General features: G+C 43.1%; 19 protein-coding genes. 9 read left to right on the forward strand and 10 right to left on the reverse strand.

From position 1 onward, the window contains the following. The first annotated feature begins 146 nt into the window (after positions 1–146). Positions 147–1,346, forward strand: a complete 1,200-nt coding sequence (locus tag OCC_RS10805) for a proteasome-activating nucleotidase (RefSeq protein ID WP_004066224.1) — start codon at positions 147–149, stop codon at positions 1,344–1,346. 102 nt (positions 1,347–1,448) lie between these two features. After that, positions 1,449–1,982 (forward strand): hypothetical protein, encoded by a 534-nt coding sequence (locus OCC_RS10810; RefSeq protein WP_004066225.1) that lies wholly within the window; start codon positions 1,449–1,451, stop codon positions 1,980–1,982. 4 nt (positions 1,983–1,986) lie between these two features. On the opposite strand, the gene OCC_RS10815 is transcribed toward OCC_RS10810, so the two are convergent. After that, positions 1,987–2,547 carry a CBS domain-containing protein gene (locus OCC_RS10815; protein ID WP_004066226.1) on the reverse strand — a complete coding sequence of 187 codons (561 nt, stop codon included), beginning with the start codon at positions 2,545–2,547 and terminating at the stop codon, positions 1,987–1,989. Positions 2,548–2,724: 177 nt separating this feature from the next. Here OCC_RS10815 and OCC_RS10820 point away from each other — a divergent pair, with 177 nt between their 5' ends. Genes OCC_RS10820 through OCC_RS10830 form a run of 3 tightly spaced genes read left to right on the forward strand, consistent with a single transcriptional unit; the run spans position 2,725 to position 4,247 of the window. Next, positions 2,725–3,225, forward strand: a complete 501-nt coding sequence (locus tag OCC_RS10820) for a hypothetical protein (RefSeq protein WP_004066227.1) — start codon at positions 2,725–2,727, stop codon at positions 3,223–3,225. Between the two features lie 9 nt (positions 3,226–3,234). After that, positions 3,235–3,483: a hypothetical protein gene (locus OCC_RS10825; RefSeq protein ID WP_004066229.1), complete on the forward strand. Its 249-nt coding sequence runs from the start codon at positions 3,235–3,237 to the stop codon at positions 3,481–3,483. A gap of 8 nt (positions 3,484–3,491) precedes the next feature. Further along, positions 3,492–4,247: a 7-carboxy-7-deazaguanine synthase QueE gene (locus OCC_RS10830; protein WP_004066235.1), complete on the forward strand. Its 756-nt coding sequence runs from the start codon at positions 3,492–3,494 to the stop codon at positions 4,245–4,247. Positions 4,248–4,339: 92 nt separating this feature from the next. Here OCC_RS10830 and OCC_RS10835 read toward each other — a convergent pair whose 3' ends face one another. Then, entirely contained in the window at positions 4,340–6,781 is a 2,442-nt protein-coding gene (locus tag OCC_RS10835) for a tRNA(Met) cytidine acetyltransferase TmcA (RefSeq protein ID WP_004066236.1), read from the reverse strand. Between the two features lie 116 nt (positions 6,782–6,897). Here OCC_RS10835 and OCC_RS10840 point away from each other — a divergent pair, with 116 nt between their 5' ends. After that, positions 6,898–8,802, forward strand: a complete 1,905-nt coding sequence (locus tag OCC_RS10840; protein WP_004066244.1) for a S9 family peptidase — start codon at positions 6,898–6,900, stop codon at positions 8,800–8,802. Between the two features lie 7 nt (positions 8,803–8,809). Here the strand turns inward: OCC_RS10840 and OCC_RS10845 are convergent, their stop codons facing one another. From OCC_RS10845 to ppcA, 4 genes are all read right to left on the reverse strand, one after another. After that, positions 8,810–9,451 (reverse strand): uracil phosphoribosyltransferase, encoded by a 642-nt coding sequence (locus OCC_RS10845; protein ID WP_004066246.1) that lies wholly within the window; start codon positions 9,449–9,451, stop codon positions 8,810–8,812. 31 nt (positions 9,452–9,482) lie between these two features. After that, positions 9,483–10,202 (reverse strand): DUF4062 domain-containing protein, encoded by a 720-nt coding sequence (locus tag OCC_RS10850; protein ID WP_084684331.1) that lies wholly within the window; start codon positions 10,200–10,202, stop codon positions 9,483–9,485. Between the two features lie 66 nt (positions 10,203–10,268). Beyond that, the gene (locus tag OCC_RS10855; RefSeq protein WP_004066249.1) at positions 10,269–10,730 is read right to left on the reverse strand and encodes a DUF1931 family protein; all 462 of its coding nucleotides are present in this window, start codon (positions 10,728–10,730) and stop codon (positions 10,269–10,271) included. Between the two features lie 126 nt (positions 10,731–10,856). Next, positions 10,857–12,287, reverse strand: coding sequence for a phosphoenolpyruvate carboxylase (ppcA, locus tag OCC_RS10860; RefSeq protein ID WP_004066251.1), 1,431 nt, complete (start codon positions 12,285–12,287; stop codon positions 10,857–10,859). A gap of 145 nt (positions 12,288–12,432) precedes the next feature. Here ppcA and OCC_RS10865 point away from each other — a divergent pair, with 145 nt between their 5' ends. Further along, the gene (locus tag OCC_RS10865; RefSeq protein WP_004066253.1) at positions 12,433–13,914 is read left to right on the forward strand and encodes a DUF2139 domain-containing protein; all 1,482 of its coding nucleotides are present in this window, start codon (positions 12,433–12,435) and stop codon (positions 13,912–13,914) included. A gap of 27 nt (positions 13,915–13,941) precedes the next feature. On the opposite strand, the gene OCC_RS10870 is transcribed toward OCC_RS10865, so the two are convergent. From OCC_RS10870 to OCC_RS10885, 4 genes are all read right to left on the reverse strand, one after another. Beyond that, positions 13,942–14,214 (reverse strand): DUF3213 domain-containing protein, encoded by a 273-nt coding sequence (locus OCC_RS10870; RefSeq protein WP_004066263.1) that lies wholly within the window; start codon positions 14,212–14,214, stop codon positions 13,942–13,944. Positions 14,215–14,220: 6 nt separating this feature from the next. Next, on the reverse strand, positions 14,221–17,337 hold the full coding sequence (tes-int, locus tag OCC_RS10875) for a tetraether lipid synthase Tes, intein-containing (protein ID WP_004066266.1): 3,117 nt from the start codon (positions 17,335–17,337) through the stop codon (positions 14,221–14,223). A gap of 183 nt (positions 17,338–17,520) precedes the next feature. Continuing rightward, positions 17,521–17,898, reverse strand: coding sequence for a hypothetical protein (locus tag OCC_RS10880; RefSeq protein WP_020953604.1), 378 nt, complete (start codon positions 17,896–17,898; stop codon positions 17,521–17,523). A 50-nt stretch (positions 17,899–17,948) separates the two neighbouring features. Next, positions 17,949–18,326: a hypothetical protein gene (locus tag OCC_RS10885; RefSeq protein ID WP_148290382.1), complete on the reverse strand. Its 378-nt coding sequence runs from the start codon at positions 18,324–18,326 to the stop codon at positions 17,949–17,951. A gap of 105 nt (positions 18,327–18,431) precedes the next feature. Between OCC_RS10885 and OCC_RS10890 the strand changes: the two genes are divergently transcribed. Both OCC_RS10890 and udg read left to right on the forward strand, forming a co-directional pair. Then, a complete protein-coding gene (locus OCC_RS10890) occupies positions 18,432–18,800 on the forward strand; it encodes a hypothetical protein (protein WP_004068096.1) in 369 nt (122 codons plus the stop codon). Continuing rightward, entirely contained in the window at positions 18,787–19,374 is a 588-nt protein-coding gene (gene udg / locus OCC_RS10895) for a type-4 uracil-DNA glycosylase (RefSeq protein WP_004068095.1), read from the forward strand. Before OCC_RS10890 ends, udg begins: the two co-directional genes overlap by 14 nt. Positions 19,375–19,457: the final 83 nt, after the last annotated feature.

Here is a 19,457-nt window from a genome sequence, read left to right on the forward strand (position 1 = left end):
TTTGTCTATAGAAAGGAGTTCGTTTTTTGAAAGGGCATTCATAAACCAAAAGTTTATAAGCTCTTCAGAATTCCTACTCACAGGGAGAGTGTATGGGTAAGTTAATAAGGTTCTTCTTCATAGTTATATACAGGAGGGTTTAGATTATGAGCGATGTTGAAGATGTCAACGTGAAGCACGAGGAGGGGTATGACGATTACGTTTACTATCTCAAGCGTAGAATAAGACAGTTTGAACTCCAAGTGAGAACACTTGAGGCTGATAAGGAGAGACTTGAGAGGGAGCTTTCACGCTTAAGGATGGAGATGTCCAGAATGAGGCAACCTCCAGCCTTTGCTGGTACTTTAATTGAGCTTTTGGATGAAGACAGAGCTATTGTTCAAAACTACAATGGCCCAAGATTCGTTGTGAGAATTGCACCGTGGATAGAAAGGGAGAAGCTAAAGCCTGGTGCCAGAGTTGCCTTGGATCAAAGAACAATGGCGGTTATAGAGCTCTTACCATCCCAAAAAGACCCATCTGTGTTGGGTTTTGAAGTAATTGAGAGGCCTAAGGTTACCTACAATGATATAGGTGGACTGAAAAAGCAACTTATGGAGCTAAGAGAGGCCATAGAGCTTCCACTCAAGCACCCTGAGCTCTTTGAAAGGGTGGGGATTGAGCCACCTAAAGGGGTACTTCTCTACGGTCCCCCCGGCTGTGGAAAGACCCTAATGGCAAAGGCACTAGCTCACGAGGTAAATGCAACCTTCATAAGGGTCGTTGGTAGTGAACTTGTGAGGAAGTACATAGGAGAGGGTGCTAGATTAGTCAGCGAGCTCTTTGAATTGGCAAGAGAAAAAGCACCGTCAATAGTTTTCATTGATGAGATAGACGCAATAGGTGCAAAAAGATTGGACGAAACAACCGGTGGAGAGAGGGAGGTTAACAGAACTTTAATGCAGCTCTTGGCTGAACTAGATGGCTTTGATCCGAGGGGCAATGTTAAGGTTATTGCCGCTACAAACAGGCCTGACATTCTTGATCCAGCTTTACTTAGGCCGGGAAGATTCGATAGACTAATAGAAGTTCCCCTACCGGACTTCAAAGGAAGATGGGAGATCCTTAAAGTCCACACGAGAAAGATGAACCTTAAGGGCGTTGACCTCAAAGCCATAGCGGAGATGACAGAAGGGGCAAGCGGTGCAGATCTTAAGGCAATTGTAACTGAAGCAGGAATGTTTGCCATCAGGGCGAGAAGAGAATACGTAACTCATGAGGACTTTATAAAGGCTGTTGAAAAAGTTCTTGGTTCAGAGGAAAGATTAGCTCAGCAGATAGCTTCACACGAAGTTATGTACGGTTGATCTAAAAAAGTCTTGCCCAGTTTTCTCTCTTTTTTCTGCGGGAAGCCTTAAATATTTTCAATGCTATTTTAACAACGCTGAGAATCCATTGGGGGTGGTCTAATGAGGAAGGTAGTTGTTTTTGGGATTTTGGCACTTCTGCTTGCGATGTATGCTCAAGTTATTACGGCAGTCCCAAACGAGATAAATCCCAAAGCAAGGATTTACGTTGGATGGGAAGAGTATTATCTAGGAGATAGTCCAGTAAATGAGAGCACCTGGATGGTTGTTAAGTGGTCAAAGGACTGGAACTTCCCATTTGGGTGGGGAAGTCCAGAGGGGGCTTGGATTGCTGTTCACTTCACATGGTACACGAATGATCTCGATGTAGGCTTCTTTGGCCACGAAGAGGGCCCACTAGTTTACTGGGGAGATCCTGATACTATCCCAGATGCCAAGTATCGTGTAGAAGAGTATTCCAAAGTAATGATCTTGGACAATCCCGAGAAATACATAGAAAAAGGAGCATTTCCAGCCAATAATTTGGGATTCCCATTCCCAGATGATGCGTACGTCGTTCAATGGACTGTTGAGGTCTACAATGCAACAACTGGTGAACTTCTCTTCGAGTTTACCCTTGTGCCTTCTTCGAGCTGACTTCTTACTTTATTTTGAACAGATCTGAGCGGGTTATTATTCCTACGGGCTTGCCTTCTCTGTTCTGGACTATAACTGCTGGATGCTCCTCGAGGAGGTACTTTACGACTTCAATGCTTTCATCCTCATTTATTATTGGAAAAGGCTCATCCATAATCTCCAGAACCTTCTTTGAAAGCAGGTCTTCGTATTCAAAGCTCTTCCTAACGAGAATCTTCTCCGTAACAGAACCTACCACCTTGTTGCCCGCTATTACGGGAACTTGGGAAATGTTGTGTTTGTTCATTAGCCTAACAACGTTTTCAACCGTTTCATATGGTTTGACCCCTATTATGGGAGAAGACATTATTTCCTTGGCCCTAAATCGAGCCTTTTTACACTCAGCCAAAGCCTGGAGAATTCGATTGAAAGTAGATAATCTAGGATCAACTTTACCGCTTTCAAGTTTTGCTATATAAGCCTGCGTAACCCCCGCTTTTTTTGCAAGCTCTTCTTGTGTTATGCCGAGTTCCTTTCTAAGCTTCTTTATTTCCCGTGGATCGATGGGCTTGGGGATGATAACCATAAATAACCACCAGTTATTAATGCAGCCAAAGTTTTAAAAACTTTAGTAGGGGGGCGTTAGGGATGTCGCCCCCCTGGGGGTCCCGAGGTCATCGCAACCCAATACTCCTCGGGCAATAAATATTAGCCCTAAAGACTTATAACCCTTAGGGAATGATGAACTTTCAAGGTGTAAAGTATGGCTGGAACGGTAAGTAAGGTAGTTAGATTCACCAATGAAGAGGAGTTTTTGGAGGATATGGAAGAGGCTATGGAAAGGTTCACATATCTCGCGAGCAGATATGGAGTCAATGTCATAGAGGGAGTTCTCCTATGGGATTATGTGGGCATAAGGGACGAAGAAGGCGTGAAGATATTCAGGGTTGGGGAGTTCCCATACGTAGAGGGGACGCTTAAAGTTGATTTGGAAACCCTAAGAACCCTTGAGAGGTACTTTGACGAAATGGAGAGCAGATGGGAGGACTTAACGACGGATGAGATAAACTATTTCGTTGAAATGCTTAACGAAGCCCTGGGAGAGGAAAGGGTTTACTATGAAGCTTACGACCTTGGCTTGGATAGAGACGAGGCTTACATAATTCTTAATATAAAGGGTCTCTATTACTTAGAGAACGTTGTAGACGCCGAAGATAGACATGTCCTGGAAGAGGCTGTCTCTATTTTGATGAAGTACGTGTAGGTGAGGGAAATGCTGTTTAAGAAAAAGGGGCTCTTTACCGTTAGCGATGCTATGAAGGTCATAGAAATAGCAAGCAAAGAGGATCCGAGGGAGATCATTATTATGTGCGAGGCTATTGATGAAGAAGCAAAAAGAAGACTTTGGGACTACGCTAGAGGAGTAGAGCTTATGGCAGATCTAACTGGAGAAAATAGAAGCGTCAAGATTGAAATACTTGAAGGATACGTGAGTGACAAGGTGAGGGGCATAGAGCTTTAGGTGATTCCATGTTCTTAGCTGAAATCTTCAACAGCTGGCAAGGAGAGGGGGGAAGCATAGAGGGAAGTGCCTTTGGTAGAAGGCAGATTTTTGTTAGATTCGCTGGCTGTGACCTTAGATGCATCTGGTGCGACTCCGCAGGCTATATCCTCGCTTCTAACGTTCCAAGATGGCGCTACGAAGTGAAGCCGTTTACTGGAAAGTTTGAGTACAAGCCCAACCCTGCAAAGCTTGAAGAAGTTGTTGATGTCATCTTAAAGCTAGACACCGGAGATATACACTCAATAAGCTACACCGGCGGAGAGCCAACTCTGCAGACGAAGAACCTCTACGCCCTCATGGAGAGAATGCACGATTTGGGATTTAAAAACTTCTTAGAGACCAATGGAAGCAGGCCAGAAAGAGTAGAAGAAGTTGCCCATCTTGTAGATTATGCGAGTGTTGATATAAAAGATGAGACCGCCAAAGCAAGTAAAAATTGGCGGGAGCTGGTGCTCAGAGAAGTGGAGAGCATTAGGATACTTAAGAAAGCAGGGGCAAAAACTTATGCAAAGCTCGTGGTCACAAAAGACACAAAAGAAGAAAACGTGAGATGGTACGCAGAGCTGTTGAAAAACTTAGCCCCCCTTGCCATACAGCCCAAAGAGCCGATTGATATTTCCCAACACCAGCTTATGAAGCTTTACAACATCGCTGCAAAGATAATGGGAAGAGAAAACGTTGGTTTAAGCTTTCAGGTGCATAAGTATCTAAACGTCCTTTGAGATGGATTTTTAAACTGCTCATGGAGTTTTTCTTAGGCGATGATGTGGATTGGCCTTTGGGGTACTGATGCCCGGGATCGACGAAGCTGAGCCTACTTGAGTATGTGCTTGTAGTAGTACCAGAGCCCCCTTATTATGTCCCTAACTTCTATCATCGTGAACATTGGGCTTCTGTCGATGAACTTGGCAGTTTCTTCCCATGTATGGGCTTGAAGAACACGATAGATGAGGAGGTGGATTTGTCTCTCATCGAGATAAGGCTTCATCCAGCCATCCAAGAAATAAAGCTTTACCACTGGCTTCACTGCATCAAGAACGGTATCATAAGTTAAGACTTTACCCACGAACATCTCAAGCCTCTTCTTCTGCACATCTGTTAGGGTTATTGGGTAGTTGACGCTCTCTCCAAAAGGTGTTTCAAAGAGCCACCTCGCTATCTCGGGCTCCAAATCTCTATGCGTGTCCCCAAGCCACTCCGTAAGCCTAATTCTAAATTCATCGTTGGCTTTCTTAACTATCTCTTGAGCCTTCTTGCTTATTGGCTTTATCACTATTGCAGTGTATTCTCCGCTTACGGGATTCCTCGAGGGGCTTAGATGCACTACCGCAAACCCATTTCTTATCCAGAACCTTATGAGCTCTTCACTAGCTCCAAATCCACTCCCTACCCAGTCAAGGCCTTCTCTATCGGCCTCTTGAATTAACAGTTCGAGTGCTTTGCTTCCAAGACCCATATCCATCGCATCTGGGTGCGTGGCTATTCTAACCACCCTATAACCTTTTAACTTCGCAAACTCTTTTGCATAGTGGTGTTTCACCATCATGTCGGGGATTATGTTCCCCCTCGGCTTGTATCCCTTTGCCATTCTGTCTATATCCTTCTTTGGGATTCCCCCTTCCTTGGCTATCTGCACGGCACAGACTATCTTTCCATTCTTGAGTCTCAAAACCCTCGCTTCGTGGTGTGGTGCATCGGCTAAAAGTGCTACATCGCTCGGTCTGTTTCTGTAGTGAGCAAGAACGTAAATACCGACGAAGTGCCTCAAATCTTCTCTATCGTTTTCAAACCAGTCATCGAGGTCGGGCTTTTCAAAGTAGACCTCTTTTCTCCTAATAAGCTCGTAGTCTTCCTCAGTTAGCTCCACAGGCTCGGCATCCAGCAGGAGAACGTCAAAGAGCCACCTCTCAATCGGGTCGTTGCTCTCGTATCTAATCGGCACCGAGAGATGTATCTCCTTGAACTCTCTCTTCTCCTCGGCCTTTTTTAGGAACTTGACAGAGAAACCCCTTCCCGCCCCCTCATATCCGTGGATTGTGGAGGAGTAAATTACTTTGGGCTTTTTGAGGTATTGGTGGAGGATCGGAACGTGAATTCCAGCGGCTTCGTCAATTACGTAAACGTCTGCGTTCATTCTATACCCTTGAGTTGGGGGATAATACCTTATCCCAATTCCCTTGGCGTATATTTCCTTTATGAGACCGTTTTCTTCTATGACCTTTGGCTTGTAGCCGAGCTTCTGGAGGCTTTTCTTCGCAAAGCGGAATAAGCTTTGCACGTTTTCGAGCTCTGGGGCCGTGACAACAATCCTCACGCGCTTTTTCTTTGATTTCACCGCAAGACCAACAGAACCTATACCAACGCTGACACTCTTTCCTCTTCCTCTATCCGCCGTTAGGACGACCATCCCATCGTTTTCTATCAGCTCTTCGAGGGCCTTAAGAACCTCAACCTGGCCGTTTGTGAGGCAGAGCTCATAGAGCTCCTTTGGAAATTTTATCTCTTCTGGTATTTTGATCTTTTCCCTTTCAGGGAGCTTTGCCTGACTCTTCTCGTTTTTTGGACCCTTTAGAATTTTTTGGTTTTCGGCGTTTAGGATGTAAATTCCTTCGTGCTCTTCAAACTTTCTGATGAGTCTCCTGTTAAACCTCTTTTTCACGTCATCTATGGTGTAGGGCGGAGTAACGAGGCTCTTGTGGAAGCCAGTCCACATGTTTTTCCACTTTTCAAATGGGTTGGCAAGGATGAATATTACTCCTCCACCCCTAACAGTCTCTATTATCCTACCGAGATCATTGGGAGAGAAATCATAGCTGAGATCAAGAACAAGCAGGTCATAAGTTCTCCCAAGAATATCGCGGGTGTGTTTAAAAGTAACGGCGGTAACGTTTACATTTTCTCCGGCAAGAACATCAAAATGCTTTCTAAATTCTTCATACCTCTTTCTTCCAAAAGTTTCCTGTCCAAGGGCATCGGTTGCATAAAGAACTTCCACCTTATCCTCGCTCTCATCCCTAAGCTTTTTCCCCATAAGTTCTTCAAGAATTGAGGATATTATTTTAGCAGAAGCCCCGGCAAGAATTCCAGCCAAAGTGGCTTTTTTCATTGTATCCCCAGCTAAAACTATCATTCTTCGGTGGAATTCTTCAATAGCCTCAGCGAGAGCGGTTTCAGTGAGCTTTAGAGTTGAATCCTTAACACCCTCACTTTTAGCATAGTCTCTCACTTCTTTGTCGAATCTCACTTTCACGGTCATTTTTTCATCCCCACAAATGAAAAAGCCGGGATGTTTAAAAACCTATACTTCATTAAGATATCAATTTAAACGCTAAGCTTTTATACGAAAAGAGCCTAATTAATATGGTGGTTTTAATGAAAAAGATTGATATCAAAGACTTGGGGAAGTTTAAGCTTGTCGGTGGACTTGATGTATACAGAAGAAAAGTTGCCTTTACGGTAAGCGAAATCAGCATAGAAAAAGACGACTACTTCTCAAAAATCTATGTTTATGACAGTAGGAAGGTTGTGCAGTTCACCTCTGGACCAAAAGACTCGAATCCGCGCTTTTCGCCAGATGGTAAGTTCATGGCTTTCACATCCAAAAGGCACAAGGAAAGCAAGGAGGCTGAGCTTTACTTAATCCCGACCACCGGAGGAGAGGCAAGGCTTCTCACGAAGTTTAAATTTGGAATAAATGACTATGAGTTTTCACCTGACGGCAAAACACTCGCCGTTATAACCCCAGTGGAGATCGAGAGAAAAAAGAAAAAGGACGACGTGCACATAATCAAGGAAATCCCCTTCTGGTTCAACGGCATTGGCTGGATTTATGGAAAGCGGAACCACATATATCTTGTCGATGTTGAGAGCGGGAAAAAGAGGAAGCTGACGAGAGGAAACCTTAACGTTCAAACTCTAAAATGGAGCAAAGATGGAAGCAAAATCTACTTTGTTGCCCAGGAGGATAGAGGAAAGAAGCCCATGATAAGTGACCTCTTTGTTGTTGATCTTAAGAGCAAGAAGGTCGAAAAGCTGACCGATTCAAAGTGGCGCATTGGTGATTTAGTTCCTCTTGAAGACGGCACGTTTATACTTAGAACGAACACTCTTGAGAGAGGCATTCCAACGAACACTCACATCTATCACTTCAATCCCGAGACGAAAGAGGTCAAAAAGCTCACGGCAAAGCTTGACCGCTCGGCTTACAACTCTCTCAACTGCGATGTAAGAGGCCCCTCTCGGAACCCGCTTGTTTACAAGGACGGCTGGGTTTACTACATAGCCACAGACGGCCCAAGGGCAAACCTCTTCCGTGTCAACCTCGATGGAGAGATAGAGCGTGTAATCGGCGGAGATAGAAGTGTTGAGACCTTTGGCATCGGGGAGTATATAGCCTTCATTACTCAGGATGCAACAACTCCAACGGAGCTTTACATTCTCAGAGATGGAAAGGAGAGGAAAGTCACCGACTTTAACGCATGGATAAGGGAGTACAAGCTCTCAAAGCCGGAGCACTTCAAAGTCAAAGCGAGCGACGGCGTTGAGATAGATGCGTGGATAATGAAGCCCGTAGATTTTGAGGAAGGTAAAAAGTACCCGGCAGTTCTTGAAATCCACGGGGGGCCAAAAACTGCCTACGGCTACTCCTTTATGCACGAGTTCCACGTTTTAACCGCCAAAGGCTTCGTTGTAATATTCTCCAATCCAAGGGGAAGCGACGGTTATGGGGAGGATTTTGCTGACATAAGGGAGCACTACGGTGAGAGGGACTACCAGGACATAATGGAGGTCGTGGACGAGGCTTTGAGAAGGTTCGACTTCATAGACTCGGAGAGGATAGGAGTAACCGGCGGCTCCTACGGCGGCTTCATGACGAACTGGATAGTTGGACACACCAACCGCTTTAAAGCCGCTGTAACCCAAAGGTCAATCTCAAACTGGACGAGCTTTTTTGGAACGACGGACATAGGCTACTACTTTGCTCCAGATCAGATAGGCGGTGATCCCTGGAACAACACCGAAGGTTACTGGGAGAAGAGCCCCCTAAAGTACGCACCAAACGTCGAGACTCCTCTCTTAATAATACACTCAATGGAAGACTACCGCTGCTGGCTTCCCGAGGCTTTGCAGTTCTTTACCGCCCTTAAGTACCTTGGCAAAACTGTTGAGCTCGCAATCTTCCCAGGCGAGAACCACGACCTCTCAAGAAAAGGAAAGCCCAAGCACAGGGTGAAGAGGTTGGAGCTAATAGTCGGCTGGATGGAGAAATTTCTCTAAATACTTTTTAAGTTTTTAGTCTTTCATCTATCATCCCAACTCCAGGAACTAACATTCCGTCTTCTCTAAGCTTATCTGCGTCCCCTATTACAAATAAGTATGTATTGGGGAGTTCTCTAATTAGTTCATTTAATCCTTCTTTAGAATAAAATATTGCTATGATAACTGTTATACGAGGATTATACTTTGCTAAAGCATTCTTTGTGAGAGCAATCAAGGAGCATCCTGAAGCCAATACACTTTTTGCTATAATTAAAATGTCGACTTCTGTCGGAACATCAGGTAAAATTGCACCTCGTACCTTGGAGGTAAAGCCAGATTTTCCATAAATCCTTTCTAAATCTAAATAGCCTCTATAGCTAATAGGGAAAACTTCAGATAATCCCTCCCCTAAGGCCTCGTAGTCATCTTTATTGGTTATGATCACTGCAGTTAAATCAGATCGATATGTTTTTCCCGTATATGTGGCACTTAGTGGGGTTATAAGGGTGATATCTTCTGCAAAAAGTTGTGATAAAATCTTTGCCCCTGCTAATACGCCTAATACTCTTAGCAATTTTTGTAAAGGTTCCCCATTTAGGGTTCTATCTCGAATTTTGTTCTTAAATATCAGAAGATCTAGGTCATTAAGAATTATAACTTGAGACACTGCTATATACCCCCCACTAAGATTAGTGAGCCTACACATTATTTATTTGGCTATAGTATAAAAATGTTAGCAATTTCGAAACTACTTCATCCAATGCTCGCCAGAAATTTTGGCGAATTTCGTCTTTTGAAACATATAAAACATACTCTTTCTTCTCATTATTCTTAACTGAAAATCCGATATCAGATTTAGTAACTTGATATTCAATTTCAACATGATATTGTGAAAGTGCATCGAGGACTAAATAAACAAATTTAAATTCTATCGGTTTTGATGCATAACCATGAATTCTTTTTGAGATCCAGGTATTGAAAGCATTTTCAAAAATATTCTTTAGTTCCTCAGGAGTTTTATATTTGTGCTTCCAGTAGCCTCGCGTATAATCTAGCACCTTTTGGATAAATACCCTTTGAGCTGGTTCTATATGTGGCACATCTTTCACAAAAACTAATATTTTGGTGGGGTCAGAAAAATATGCTGCTTCAAATTCAATCTCTGTCGCTGATTTATTGTGTGGAGTTACGTAACCATACCTGCCCCCAAGAATCAATATAAATAAGTCACAATCTCTAGCCATTTGTATTGTGCCAATTTCAGGAGTCACCCCTGGAACGGGGTATAAAATTGGAAAAGCTCCTATAGGGTGTACAAAGGGATATTTTCTAAGAACATCCAAAATAGCTTTTCGATCGTCTTTTAGATCAATTATTGTTGAACTTATCATGACTTTTATTTTGTCTGCATCACCCATGTAAAAATCTTGGATTGAAAATTTAAAAAATTTGATGTAGGTTCATTGTCTATCTGTTATTAAAACTCAAAGCGTATAATCCAACACTCTCTTGGCTTCCTCGATGTGTTCAGGATAGACGTTCCTTATCTCCGGGTGGAGAGCTTTGATAACCCTCCCTATGAGGACGAAGAGCGTTCCAGTAATTATAGGGAGTTCATCGACTAACTCCTCTTCTAGGGGCATTTCGGCAGGTATGCTTGCAAGTACGAACTTTCTTATAGGCTCGATCTCAACCTTCTCATCCCTGATTACGGCTCTGAAAAGGTTCATTGAGTTCTTGAAGCCCTTGGTAAGTGGCAGGTGCCTGAGCTTTATTGTGTCACTCCCTTCCGCTATTGCGTTCTCATAGGCAACCTCAAAGAGGTCAGCAAGCTTCTTCTCCACTATGTCCATCATTTCCTCTGCTCTTGGCTTTGTGAGTGCAAGCTCACATGTCTTCTCAAGAATCTTCTCCAGTTGTGGGAAGGGGATTATCATGTTCGCCATGTCCCTCACCCCTCCTTCCTTTTGCTCTCGATGTATATTTAAGTAACTAAAGGTATTTAAATTTTTCTCAGAACTTACTAGAACACTCCGTGCAGAAACATAAAGAATGAAGAAAAATCGCACTGCTTAGCCGAGAAATCCTCTGATACCAGCCGCCTCTACCACAAGGCTCTCTTCAATTTTTCCATTCAGTATCTGAGTGGTTATGCTTAGATGCCTTTCATCCTTTTCTATGCCCATTTCTTTTTGCATTTTAGCTATATCCTCCAAAAATTTGAAATGGGAAGCCGCTTTTGGATTAAAAAATCTTAACGCAAAAGATATATCATTATAAAGCCCCCTGTAGTGTTCACTTATTGTCTCCAGCTCCTTTTCACTTAGCGCTCTTAATCCTAGGATTTCTGGAGGTATTCCGAGAGAGTACAGAGATGCCGTGAACTTTATAGCCCTCGGAAGGGCTTCTCCATTGACCTCTCTTGAATACCCAAAGAGCCCTATGTGAAGCTTCCTTTTCCTTCTTGAGGGAACAGCCTTTGCAACCTCTCGTATATATGGGGCGAGAATCTTAAGTTCCTTGGTGTATTCTTCTTCATATTTGTCGAGTATCTCAAATATCCTCTCATCAATTGCTGGCGTTTCTTTTCTTTTTGTATCGTTTACCTTTTCAATAGCTTTGATAACTTCTTTAGGCTCATTATCATATTTAAATGAACTTTGGACAGTAAAGGTCTGGACGCTGGGGTATTCTTCCATTGCTGCATCAACATTCTTGGGTGTGAAATGTCCCCTAAAAGGGACTCCACCGACACCAATTATTGGATATATGGGGATGCTTAGTTCTTCTTCAAGTTCTTGGAGTTTGAATAAAGCATATTTGTCATACATTACCGCACTTATGAGACCATAGTTCATTGCAGGGTCGCTTCTGGCCAAAAATACCCTCTGGTACTCAAAGTTTTTTCCGGTCAGATATTCCTCCAGGATTTCGTGGGAGTTCAGAATGGCCTCTTTTGTCTCGAATAAGGGAATTATGTTTATCTCTTCTGGATAAAATTCTCCAATCCACTCGTAGATTTTAACGTCGTACACCCTTTTGTACTGCTTTCCTATGATATACCTTCTGTAAAGCTCGTACACCCTTTCGATTTCTTCAGAAGAAGTTGTCATGGGTAATATAACTTCAAAAATTGGAGCGATTTCCTCTCCGTAAAATAACTTTGCATAGTCGGCGGATCTGGGAATACTTTCAAGCGTTTCAAGCAAAAGCTTTGCCTCTGCTCTCTCCACACTTGGATTTGGCACACGGGGTGTGATCCTAAAGTCCTTGCCAAGCTTTCTTTTTCTGAAAAAGCTTCCATATTTTTCCAGTAATTTCTTTACAACGAATTCGTCAACCTCCTTTCCTTCGAAATCCCACATCTGCTCGTCTACTCCAAGAACGCTGAAAGCATAGAACGCTTCAACCACTTCATCCTCTCCTCCAAGGGCAGCGTCATGAGCAAAAAAAGGTATAAATACATTGTCGGGATGTTGAGTACTCATAGTTCTTGGTATCATTTTGCTCACCATTTCCATGAAGAATGCACAAAATTTAAGTTTTTTGACAAATTTTTTGAAAAAATGGCAAAAGATGGTAGATGGGTTTCTCCTGAGTTGCACAATGTTTTAAATCTTAGAGATACAACTCTTAACGGTGATATTCGTGAGAATCCTAAAACATCTAAACAGGTTTCCACCTCGTTATGGTCCCGAATGGGGAAGTGGTGGAATATTTGGTTTGAGGTATCACAACGGCGTTTTGTACTTCACGGTGGCATTTGAGGCTCAGGCGCATTTTATACGGGAAGACTCAAAGAAGGTATACGAGTTTGACCTCGTTGGTGAAGGACCAACTTCGGGAGGAGACACCTACAATGCGGTTGAGACTGTTGATGAGTTTATTTACTTTGGGGGCTGGGTTCATGCCCCGGCAGTCTATGAAGGAAAGAACGAGAAATCGACAATAAGTTTTGTCAACAAATACTCTCACGTTCACGAATACGATACGGAAAACGACGAAGTAAGGCTTCTGTGGAAAGACTCTATCCACCACAAAACAGATTGGGCGGGAGAAGTGAGCGATATAATCTACGACCCCTATGAGGACAAGCTCCTTATAGCAAGGGAAGACGGGCATGCACACCTCGGCATATACGAACTTGACAGGAAAACTAGGCAAGCAAAGCTTCTCAATGAAAATCCAAGCCTTAAGGGGACTCTTGTACATGACACCGTCTTCTTCGGAGTTGGAAAGAACTTTGATTGGGGAGTGAGAGAGCTGCATGCATTTGATCTGATTACAAGAAAATGGGAAGATTTTCCAGTAGCTGTTAGCTCTGTAGACGGAAATCCTCCCGTGAGGCCAGTTCTGGGTGACATGGAAAGCGCATACAACAGGGTTTTTGCCTTTGTGAGGGGAGGAATGTTTGTGGGCAATCCCCTTAACGGTGAGGAGATGACATTCTTTAGGTTGCTGGACTTTCCAAGCTTCTATGCCCCTATGAGAACAAACGCTCTCCCAATGGGGGGAGGGATACTGATAGCTTACAATGCCCATCATGATGCGATCTACAGACCAGTTGATGAGGAGAGTAGGGTTATGGCAAAATTTACAAACACCATAAATGCTCCCTCTTTGCTCCTTTATGTGGCTCCTCCAATGGTTAAGGTGGTGGGCGTTTTTGGTGCAAGGATAACCAGCATAGAGAAAGCCTTTGGAAAAATACTCTTAGGGACAAACACCACCCCTAATACGGGAGCCTTAGAGGCTACGCCGTTTGATACCGGTAATAGAGATATTGTTGTTCTTGACGAAGATGTAATTCATAGAAAGCCTCCAGCTCTCAGTATCTCCCTCAACACTGCCGCTCTGGCAAAAGTAGGTGAGCTCTTTGGGGCAAGAGCCTTTGGGGGGATACCTCTCGACGGATATGAAGAGGCCGAGCTAATAATAACCTCAAGCAAGGATAACAGGCTAGCGATATACGAGTACGATCTTTCCCTCCCACCCGAGAGGGCTTATGAAGAGTTTATTGGAATAAAAAGCGGCAGGAACATTATTGATCTGTCCTCATTTAGCGGTATAGTCTCGTTTAAACTGGAAGAACCAGATGTTGCAGGAAAAATAAAAATAAAGCTCCTCTAACTTTTTAAAATTTTTAGAATAGAGAAATTATGCAGCAATTGTATTCTTCCAGCTCAAACTGCTTTCGATGAGCTCTTGTGGGGTTAGCTCCTTTTCGCTGATGACTTCTGGTTCAAATGGCTTGAGCATCTCCAAAAGCTTTTCTTTTGGAAGTTTTGTTTCGTCAAATATCACATACCCGTTCTTGGAATATCCATTGATAAAGACCCTGTAGACCGCTAGATCTAGTGAGAGTTTGTACTGCATCTCTCTGGCTTCGTCTGGGGTTATTTTGCCGAATTTAAGATCTACCCTTATCATCCCCCATCACCCGAAGTAGTTCTTTATGTCGATGTAAGTCTTTCTATAGAGCTCACTCCCCTTCATTTTTTCAATGAACTCCTTGGTTCTCACGTATTTGTCCTTCTGGTACTCCCAGTCTGGGTGGAGGGCTTTCCATTCTTCCCAAGTGTAGCTGAATTGGGCTTGAACTTTGTCTCTGTAGAGCTCTGGTATTACGTTAAAGGTACAGAAGGGCACAATCCTTCCGTCGGGCATTGCATAGTGAATTACACAGCGCTCTACTCTTTCAACATCGTAGTTGTACTCATCCATGAAGTGCATCATTCCGAGGAAGAGTGTCTTGTAGTGGAACTGCCCAAGTGCCTCGTAAGTTCCGTGGGTGAACGCTTCTCTCATGATCTTTAATACATCAAAGCTCTTTGGAGCGTATTTTTCGTCATAGAAGCTCCTGAACTTGAGGAATATCTCCGCCCCAAGCTTGAGCTTCTGAAGCTTTCCTAGAGTTTTCCATTTTTCAATCTCCTCAGCCTTGCTCTCAAGGAACTCCACTAATCCCTCAACGTCGAGGAATCTCGAAATTGGGATCACTCTGTCCTCATCGAGGAAGACATATGTTGCAGCTCCACAGCCAAAGTGGGATGTCATATAGTATTTTCTACCGGCAAATGCTTCAAAAAACCTTGCAATATGCCCGGCAATTGGTATTGGGTACCAGTCCTCCTTTGCTATGGCACCGTTTGTCTGTTCCTCTATTCTCTTTATTGCTCCGGGAATGGTAATCCTGAAGCGCTGTCTTTCTTTCTTTGGAACTCTTCCCACAAGGGAAATCGGTTGGAAGTTGACTCCTCTGACTATATCGAGGTGGTTGAGGCCAAAGTTAATTATATCTCCAAGCTCGTGATCGTTTACGTTTCTTATGGTTGTGGGCACGAGAACAATTCCCGGCCCGCCGGCATTTCTCACGTTTTCGAAGATTAACGGAATCTCCCAGTGGTTCTTCCAATTTGTTTTTGGAGTCATTCCATCGTAGCTTAGGTATAGGGTATTAACGCCTGCTTCCCTAATCTTCCTTACAAGCTCAGGCTCAAAGGCAAACCTTATGCCGTCCGTGTTAAGCTGAACGTGGTCGTAGCCTTCTTCCTTTGCAATCCTTATGATCTCTATGAGATCATCCCTCAGTGTTGGCTCCCCTCCAGTGAACTGGACGGCATTAGCTCCAATGGGTTGTTCCTTCTTTGCATTGCGGAGCATCATGCGTATCTGCTCGAGAGTGGGCTCATAGATTGGCTGACCCTCCTTGGCGTAGAAGAAACAATTGCTTACTAGAATTCCATCAGATGCTACAAATGAATGGCTCTCATTCTCAACCTCAAGGTCATATACGTATCCCTCGTAGTTTTCAACCTTTATCTCGCTAATTGTGTCAATGTAAAAGTCTGAAACCTTCTTGACTTTGGAGGGCTTTCTGTCTCCTATGTTATTTAACTTTTTACGATGCCCTTCTCTCAGATCAAGCATTTCGACAAGTTTTACAAGGTCGGTTCCCGCTATATATATCTTGTAGAGGTCGTGGTTTGCCCCATTCATTTTCTCTTTTGGAACCATGTAAACCCTCGCGAATATCCCTAAGGAGGCCAGTAAGTATAGCATGTCCCTAATAAGCCCTTTAGAAACACTTGCATATCCCATATGCAGAACTTTGTCTCCTCTTACTACATATCCGTCTCCATTAAAGAGTCCACTAAGTAGAGCTATCTTTGCTTCAACCGGGAAGTTCAGGAAATTCTTGGGTAACCTCTTATTGGGTGCTCCTTCAGGGATTCCCAGTACATACTTGAAGACAAGCCGCATTAACCTACTACCTACAACTATCTGCTTAGCTTTTCCTTCCCATTCCAATATGCTGTATGGAAGGTTGAGGAAGTTGAGTATTGAAATTATTTCTTCCTCAACATCCTTATGCCCAACAGTTATTCTCAAATCCTTGTTGGTATAATTACCATCCGAGACAAAATATCCTATCAACTTTGCAAATTCGGGGGTTATTCTGAGTTTAGAAGGAAGCTCATTACTTGTGGCATCCCTGCCGAGTCTAAACTCCCCTTCAGTTATGCCCAATTTATAGAATGCCGAAAGAGGCATAGAATCACTCTTCTTCCACTGATAAATTATATCTCCGTATTCCTCTTTGAGCGGCAAAAGATCCAGCTTTGATATCCCTCTGACATATATTTTTTCCTTTTCTTCTTCTGGTAATGATTTAAAAGCTTCTAAGAGGTTTATTTCAAATTCTCCCCTCTCATCAGTTTCAAGATTCCATAGTAGTATCAGATCATCTTCGACGTTAAGTTTATCAGCCCTCTTTTTTACTATCTTTCCGTTTTCATATATAAAGAACTTATGCTCTGGCGTCGTTCTTATTTCCCTTCCAGTTCTCGTCTTTATGACCATTATTTCTCCCGAGTGTTTTCTTCTGAGGAATTTTGTGACTCTTGTCCATTCGGCCTTTCCATTATTGTAAGTTAAAACATATAGGTTCTCGGGAATTGAATACTCCCCCATAAATCCCTCTATCTGCACTGTATGTTCAAAGGAAAACATCTTTGCAATCTCTTCGAATTTTGCAAGCTTAACTTCACCACCAAACTTGAATAGTGCCTCTTCATATCCTGGGAAGCAGTACCAGCAGCTCAAATTACATCTATTTGTCAGAACTATGTTGAGCAAGTTAGTATGAGAGCTGTGCCTTGGACAGAGACCACAATCAAAGGGACAGTTTACACCGGTGTTCTCAACGTTGTAGCTCTTTATCTTAAAGTCATACCTCCACTCCTCAAAACGCTTATACATCTCGGCGTCTTCATAATAAACATCAGTTATCATGCCCTCTGGGCATTTTTTCGTTATCCATACTTTTCCATCCTTTTCCCAAACCACAGCAGGGACAACTTTTCTAGTCTCGGGGCAGAGAGACCAGGTTCTATGGGGGAGAGGTCCACCGTAATCCTTACTGGCTTTTGTAAGGAGCTCGTGAAATTCCTCCTCGCTTATTTCGGGGTATTCGATGAGATCGCGAACCCCCTTAGTAAGCTCCCCAAATTCTCTCTCCCCACTAGGTACTCCCTCTGTTATCTCTTCCATTCTAATCACCTCTACAAGTTTTTTACAAGTATGGAGTATAAAAACTTTTGCGTAAATATGAAGATTTACTTTCATAGGTGTACCAAAAGTTCTGTAATGTGATCTCTACTATTATCATCTACACTGCTAGAATATTTATGAGTATCCCCTCACATGTGCGATCCCTTGAGGGCGTGTTTAGTTTCACCCCCTGTTATTTAAACAGTATTTGACTCTGAGGAGGATTTTCAGACCATAACACATTACCCCAAGCAGGATTCGGGTTACAGTAGTCTTTTTCAGAAAACAGGGGATTCTACTGCCAAACCAAGTTGTAAACGCACCCCAGAACCCCTCATGAGGATTCCTATGCCCGTACTCTTCTTCAGAAAACACTCTGTCTCTCTTCTTACTACCAAAACCACCTGGAGGGTTCTTAGTCTTCTTAACAATCGGCCGATAACCCTTTTCCACCACAGTGTTCAGAACTTTCTTTGAATCATAAGCCCCATCAGCATAAAAATTCCCAGAACCCTCCGGCAGGAGTTCAATCAGCTCGTTCTCAGAAGTTGTGATCTTCACAGCAACCGGATACAGTAAACCCGGCAGGATTCTCGTTATTGCCTGAACTTCTATTCTGTCCTTTTTTTATTTGTGATAATGGTTGAGTCTGCTTGAGTGCTGGCGTAGGGTAATTTCTGGAGTTTTTTCAGGAGGTGGTTTGTCAGTTCTTCGAGGTTCAGCTTTTTCTCCCAGTTGTGGAGGGTTGAGTAGTGAATGTTTGCTCCGAAGAATTTTCTGCCGTAGTGCTGGGCGTCTCTGAGGGGTAGGTTGTAGTATTGTTTAAAGAGGAGTATTGCCAGTATTGTTTTTACTGGGAATTTTTTGGATTTTGGTAGGTTCTTCAGCTTTCCTTCTGATTCGAAGTCTGCTAAAACGTCAAGAATTGCGAATGCCACGCTTTCAGGGTCTTTGAGTCTGTGATCCCATCTGGGGATCACGACAACCACCTGAAAGAATTCAGCAAAAACCCTAATAAAGGTTACTATAAACACGCCCGATCCCTTGAAAAGGGTTAAAAACACCAAGACTCCCACATAAGATGGTGGTGAAAAATGCCAGCACGGGAGATGAGAATGGAAATGTTCCTCAGAGCGCTGATGAGGGGGGACTACACCAAGGCGAAAGCTCATCTGGACAAACTTGAGAAGATAGTGGGAGATGACGAGTGGGGTAGGGGATACAGCAAGGCTATAAATGGCTTTTTATCTGCGTTAAAGGACAATGACACTGATTCCCTGATAGTCCAGCTTGTAAGAAATCCGGACAATGAAAAAGCTCAAAAACTCCTTGAACATTTTGAGAGCATACTCCAGCATGAATTTAGGGATGATTATGAGAAAGGATACTACACGGCATGGAAAGAACTTTTAACGGCTTATTTATCTCAAGAGAGACTGGGTGTTAGGCATGGGAAAAAATGAAGTCATGAAAAAGCTTGAAGAAAAGATAAAAGCTTGTAAAAAGTGTCCATTGGGAGAATTAAGGACAAACGCAGTCCCCGGCTCGGGAAGTTATGATGCTAAAATAATGTTTGTTGAAGAAGCCCCGGGTTACTGGGAAGATCAAAAGGGCTTGCCTTTTGTTGGAAGAGCCGGGAAAGTGCTTGATGAGCTTTTAGAAAGTATTGGGCTTAGGCGGGAGGAGGTGTACATTACTAACGTTGTAAAGTGCAGACCTCCCAATAATAGAGATCCAACGGAAGAGGAAATCAAGGCTTGTTCTCCATATTTGGACAAGCAAATAGACATAATCCGGCCGAAAGTCATAGTTCCCCTGGGGAGGCATTCAATGGCTTACATTCTTAAGAAATTTGGCTTTGAGCCCGAGCCCATAAGTAAAATGCATGGAAAAGTACTTGAAGCCAGAACCCTTTTTGGGAAGATTGTCATTATGCCAATGTACCACCCAGCGGTGGCTCTTTATAAACCCCAGCTTAGAGAAGAGCTTGAAAAAGACTTTAAAAAGCTGAAAGAAACATTAGAGGGCTTATCTTAACCTTGTAATTTTACTTCGAATTCTTTTTTGTTATTATCCCCTTTAACCTGATAACTTTTGTGGGAATTTTCAAAAGTCATCGA

It is taken from the genome of Thermococcus litoralis DSM 5473, assembly GCF_000246985.2.
Lineage (GTDB): Archaea > Methanobacteriota_B > Thermococci > Thermococcales > Thermococcaceae > Thermococcus_A > Thermococcus_A litoralis.

What these genes read in the sequence shown, in the direction of transcription:
- OCC_RS10805 (WP_004066224.1), top strand. Translation starts at nt 147, where the DNA reads ATGAGCGATGTTGAAGATGTCAACGTGAAGCACGAGGAGGGGTATGAC.
- OCC_RS10810 (WP_004066225.1), top strand. Translation starts at nt 1,449, where the DNA reads ATGAGGAAGGTAGTTGTTTTTGGGATTTTGGCACTTCTGCTTGCGATG.
- OCC_RS10815 (WP_004066226.1), bottom strand. Translation starts at nt 2,547, where the DNA reads ATGGTTATCATCCCCAAGCCCATCGATCCACGGGAAATAAAGAAGCTT.
- OCC_RS10820 (WP_004066227.1), top strand. Translation starts at nt 2,725, where the DNA reads ATGGCTGGAACGGTAAGTAAGGTAGTTAGATTCACCAATGAAGAGGAG.
- OCC_RS10825 (WP_004066229.1), top strand. Translation starts at nt 3,235, where the DNA reads ATGCTGTTTAAGAAAAAGGGGCTCTTTACCGTTAGCGATGCTATGAAG.
- OCC_RS10830 (WP_004066235.1), top strand. Translation starts at nt 3,492, where the DNA reads ATGTTCTTAGCTGAAATCTTCAACAGCTGGCAAGGAGAGGGGGGAAGC.
- OCC_RS10835 (WP_004066236.1), bottom strand. Translation starts at nt 6,781, where the DNA reads ATGACCGTGAAAGTGAGATTCGACAAAGAAGTGAGAGACTATGCTAAA.
- OCC_RS10840 (WP_004066244.1), top strand. Translation starts at nt 6,898, where the DNA reads ATGAAAAAGATTGATATCAAAGACTTGGGGAAGTTTAAGCTTGTCGGT.
- OCC_RS10850 (WP_084684331.1), bottom strand. Translation starts at nt 10,202, where the DNA reads ATGGGTGATGCAGACAAAATAAAAGTCATGATAAGTTCAACAATAATT.
- OCC_RS10855 (WP_004066249.1), bottom strand. Translation starts at nt 10,730, where the DNA reads ATGGCGAACATGATAATCCCCTTCCCACAACTGGAGAAGATTCTTGAG.
- ppcA (WP_004066251.1), bottom strand. Translation starts at nt 12,287, where the DNA reads ATGATACCAAGAACTATGAGTACTCAACATCCCGACAATGTATTTATA.
- OCC_RS10870 (WP_004066263.1), bottom strand. Translation starts at nt 14,214, where the DNA reads ATGATAAGGGTAGATCTTAAATTCGGCAAAATAACCCCAGACGAAGCC.
- tes-int (WP_004066266.1), bottom strand. Translation starts at nt 17,337, where the DNA reads ATGGAAGAGATAACAGAGGGAGTACCTAGTGGGGAGAGAGAATTTGGG.
- OCC_RS10890 (WP_004068096.1), top strand. Translation starts at nt 18,432, where the DNA reads ATGCCAGCACGGGAGATGAGAATGGAAATGTTCCTCAGAGCGCTGATG.
- udg (WP_004068095.1), top strand. Translation starts at nt 18,787, where the DNA reads ATGGGAAAAAATGAAGTCATGAAAAAGCTTGAAGAAAAGATAAAAGCT.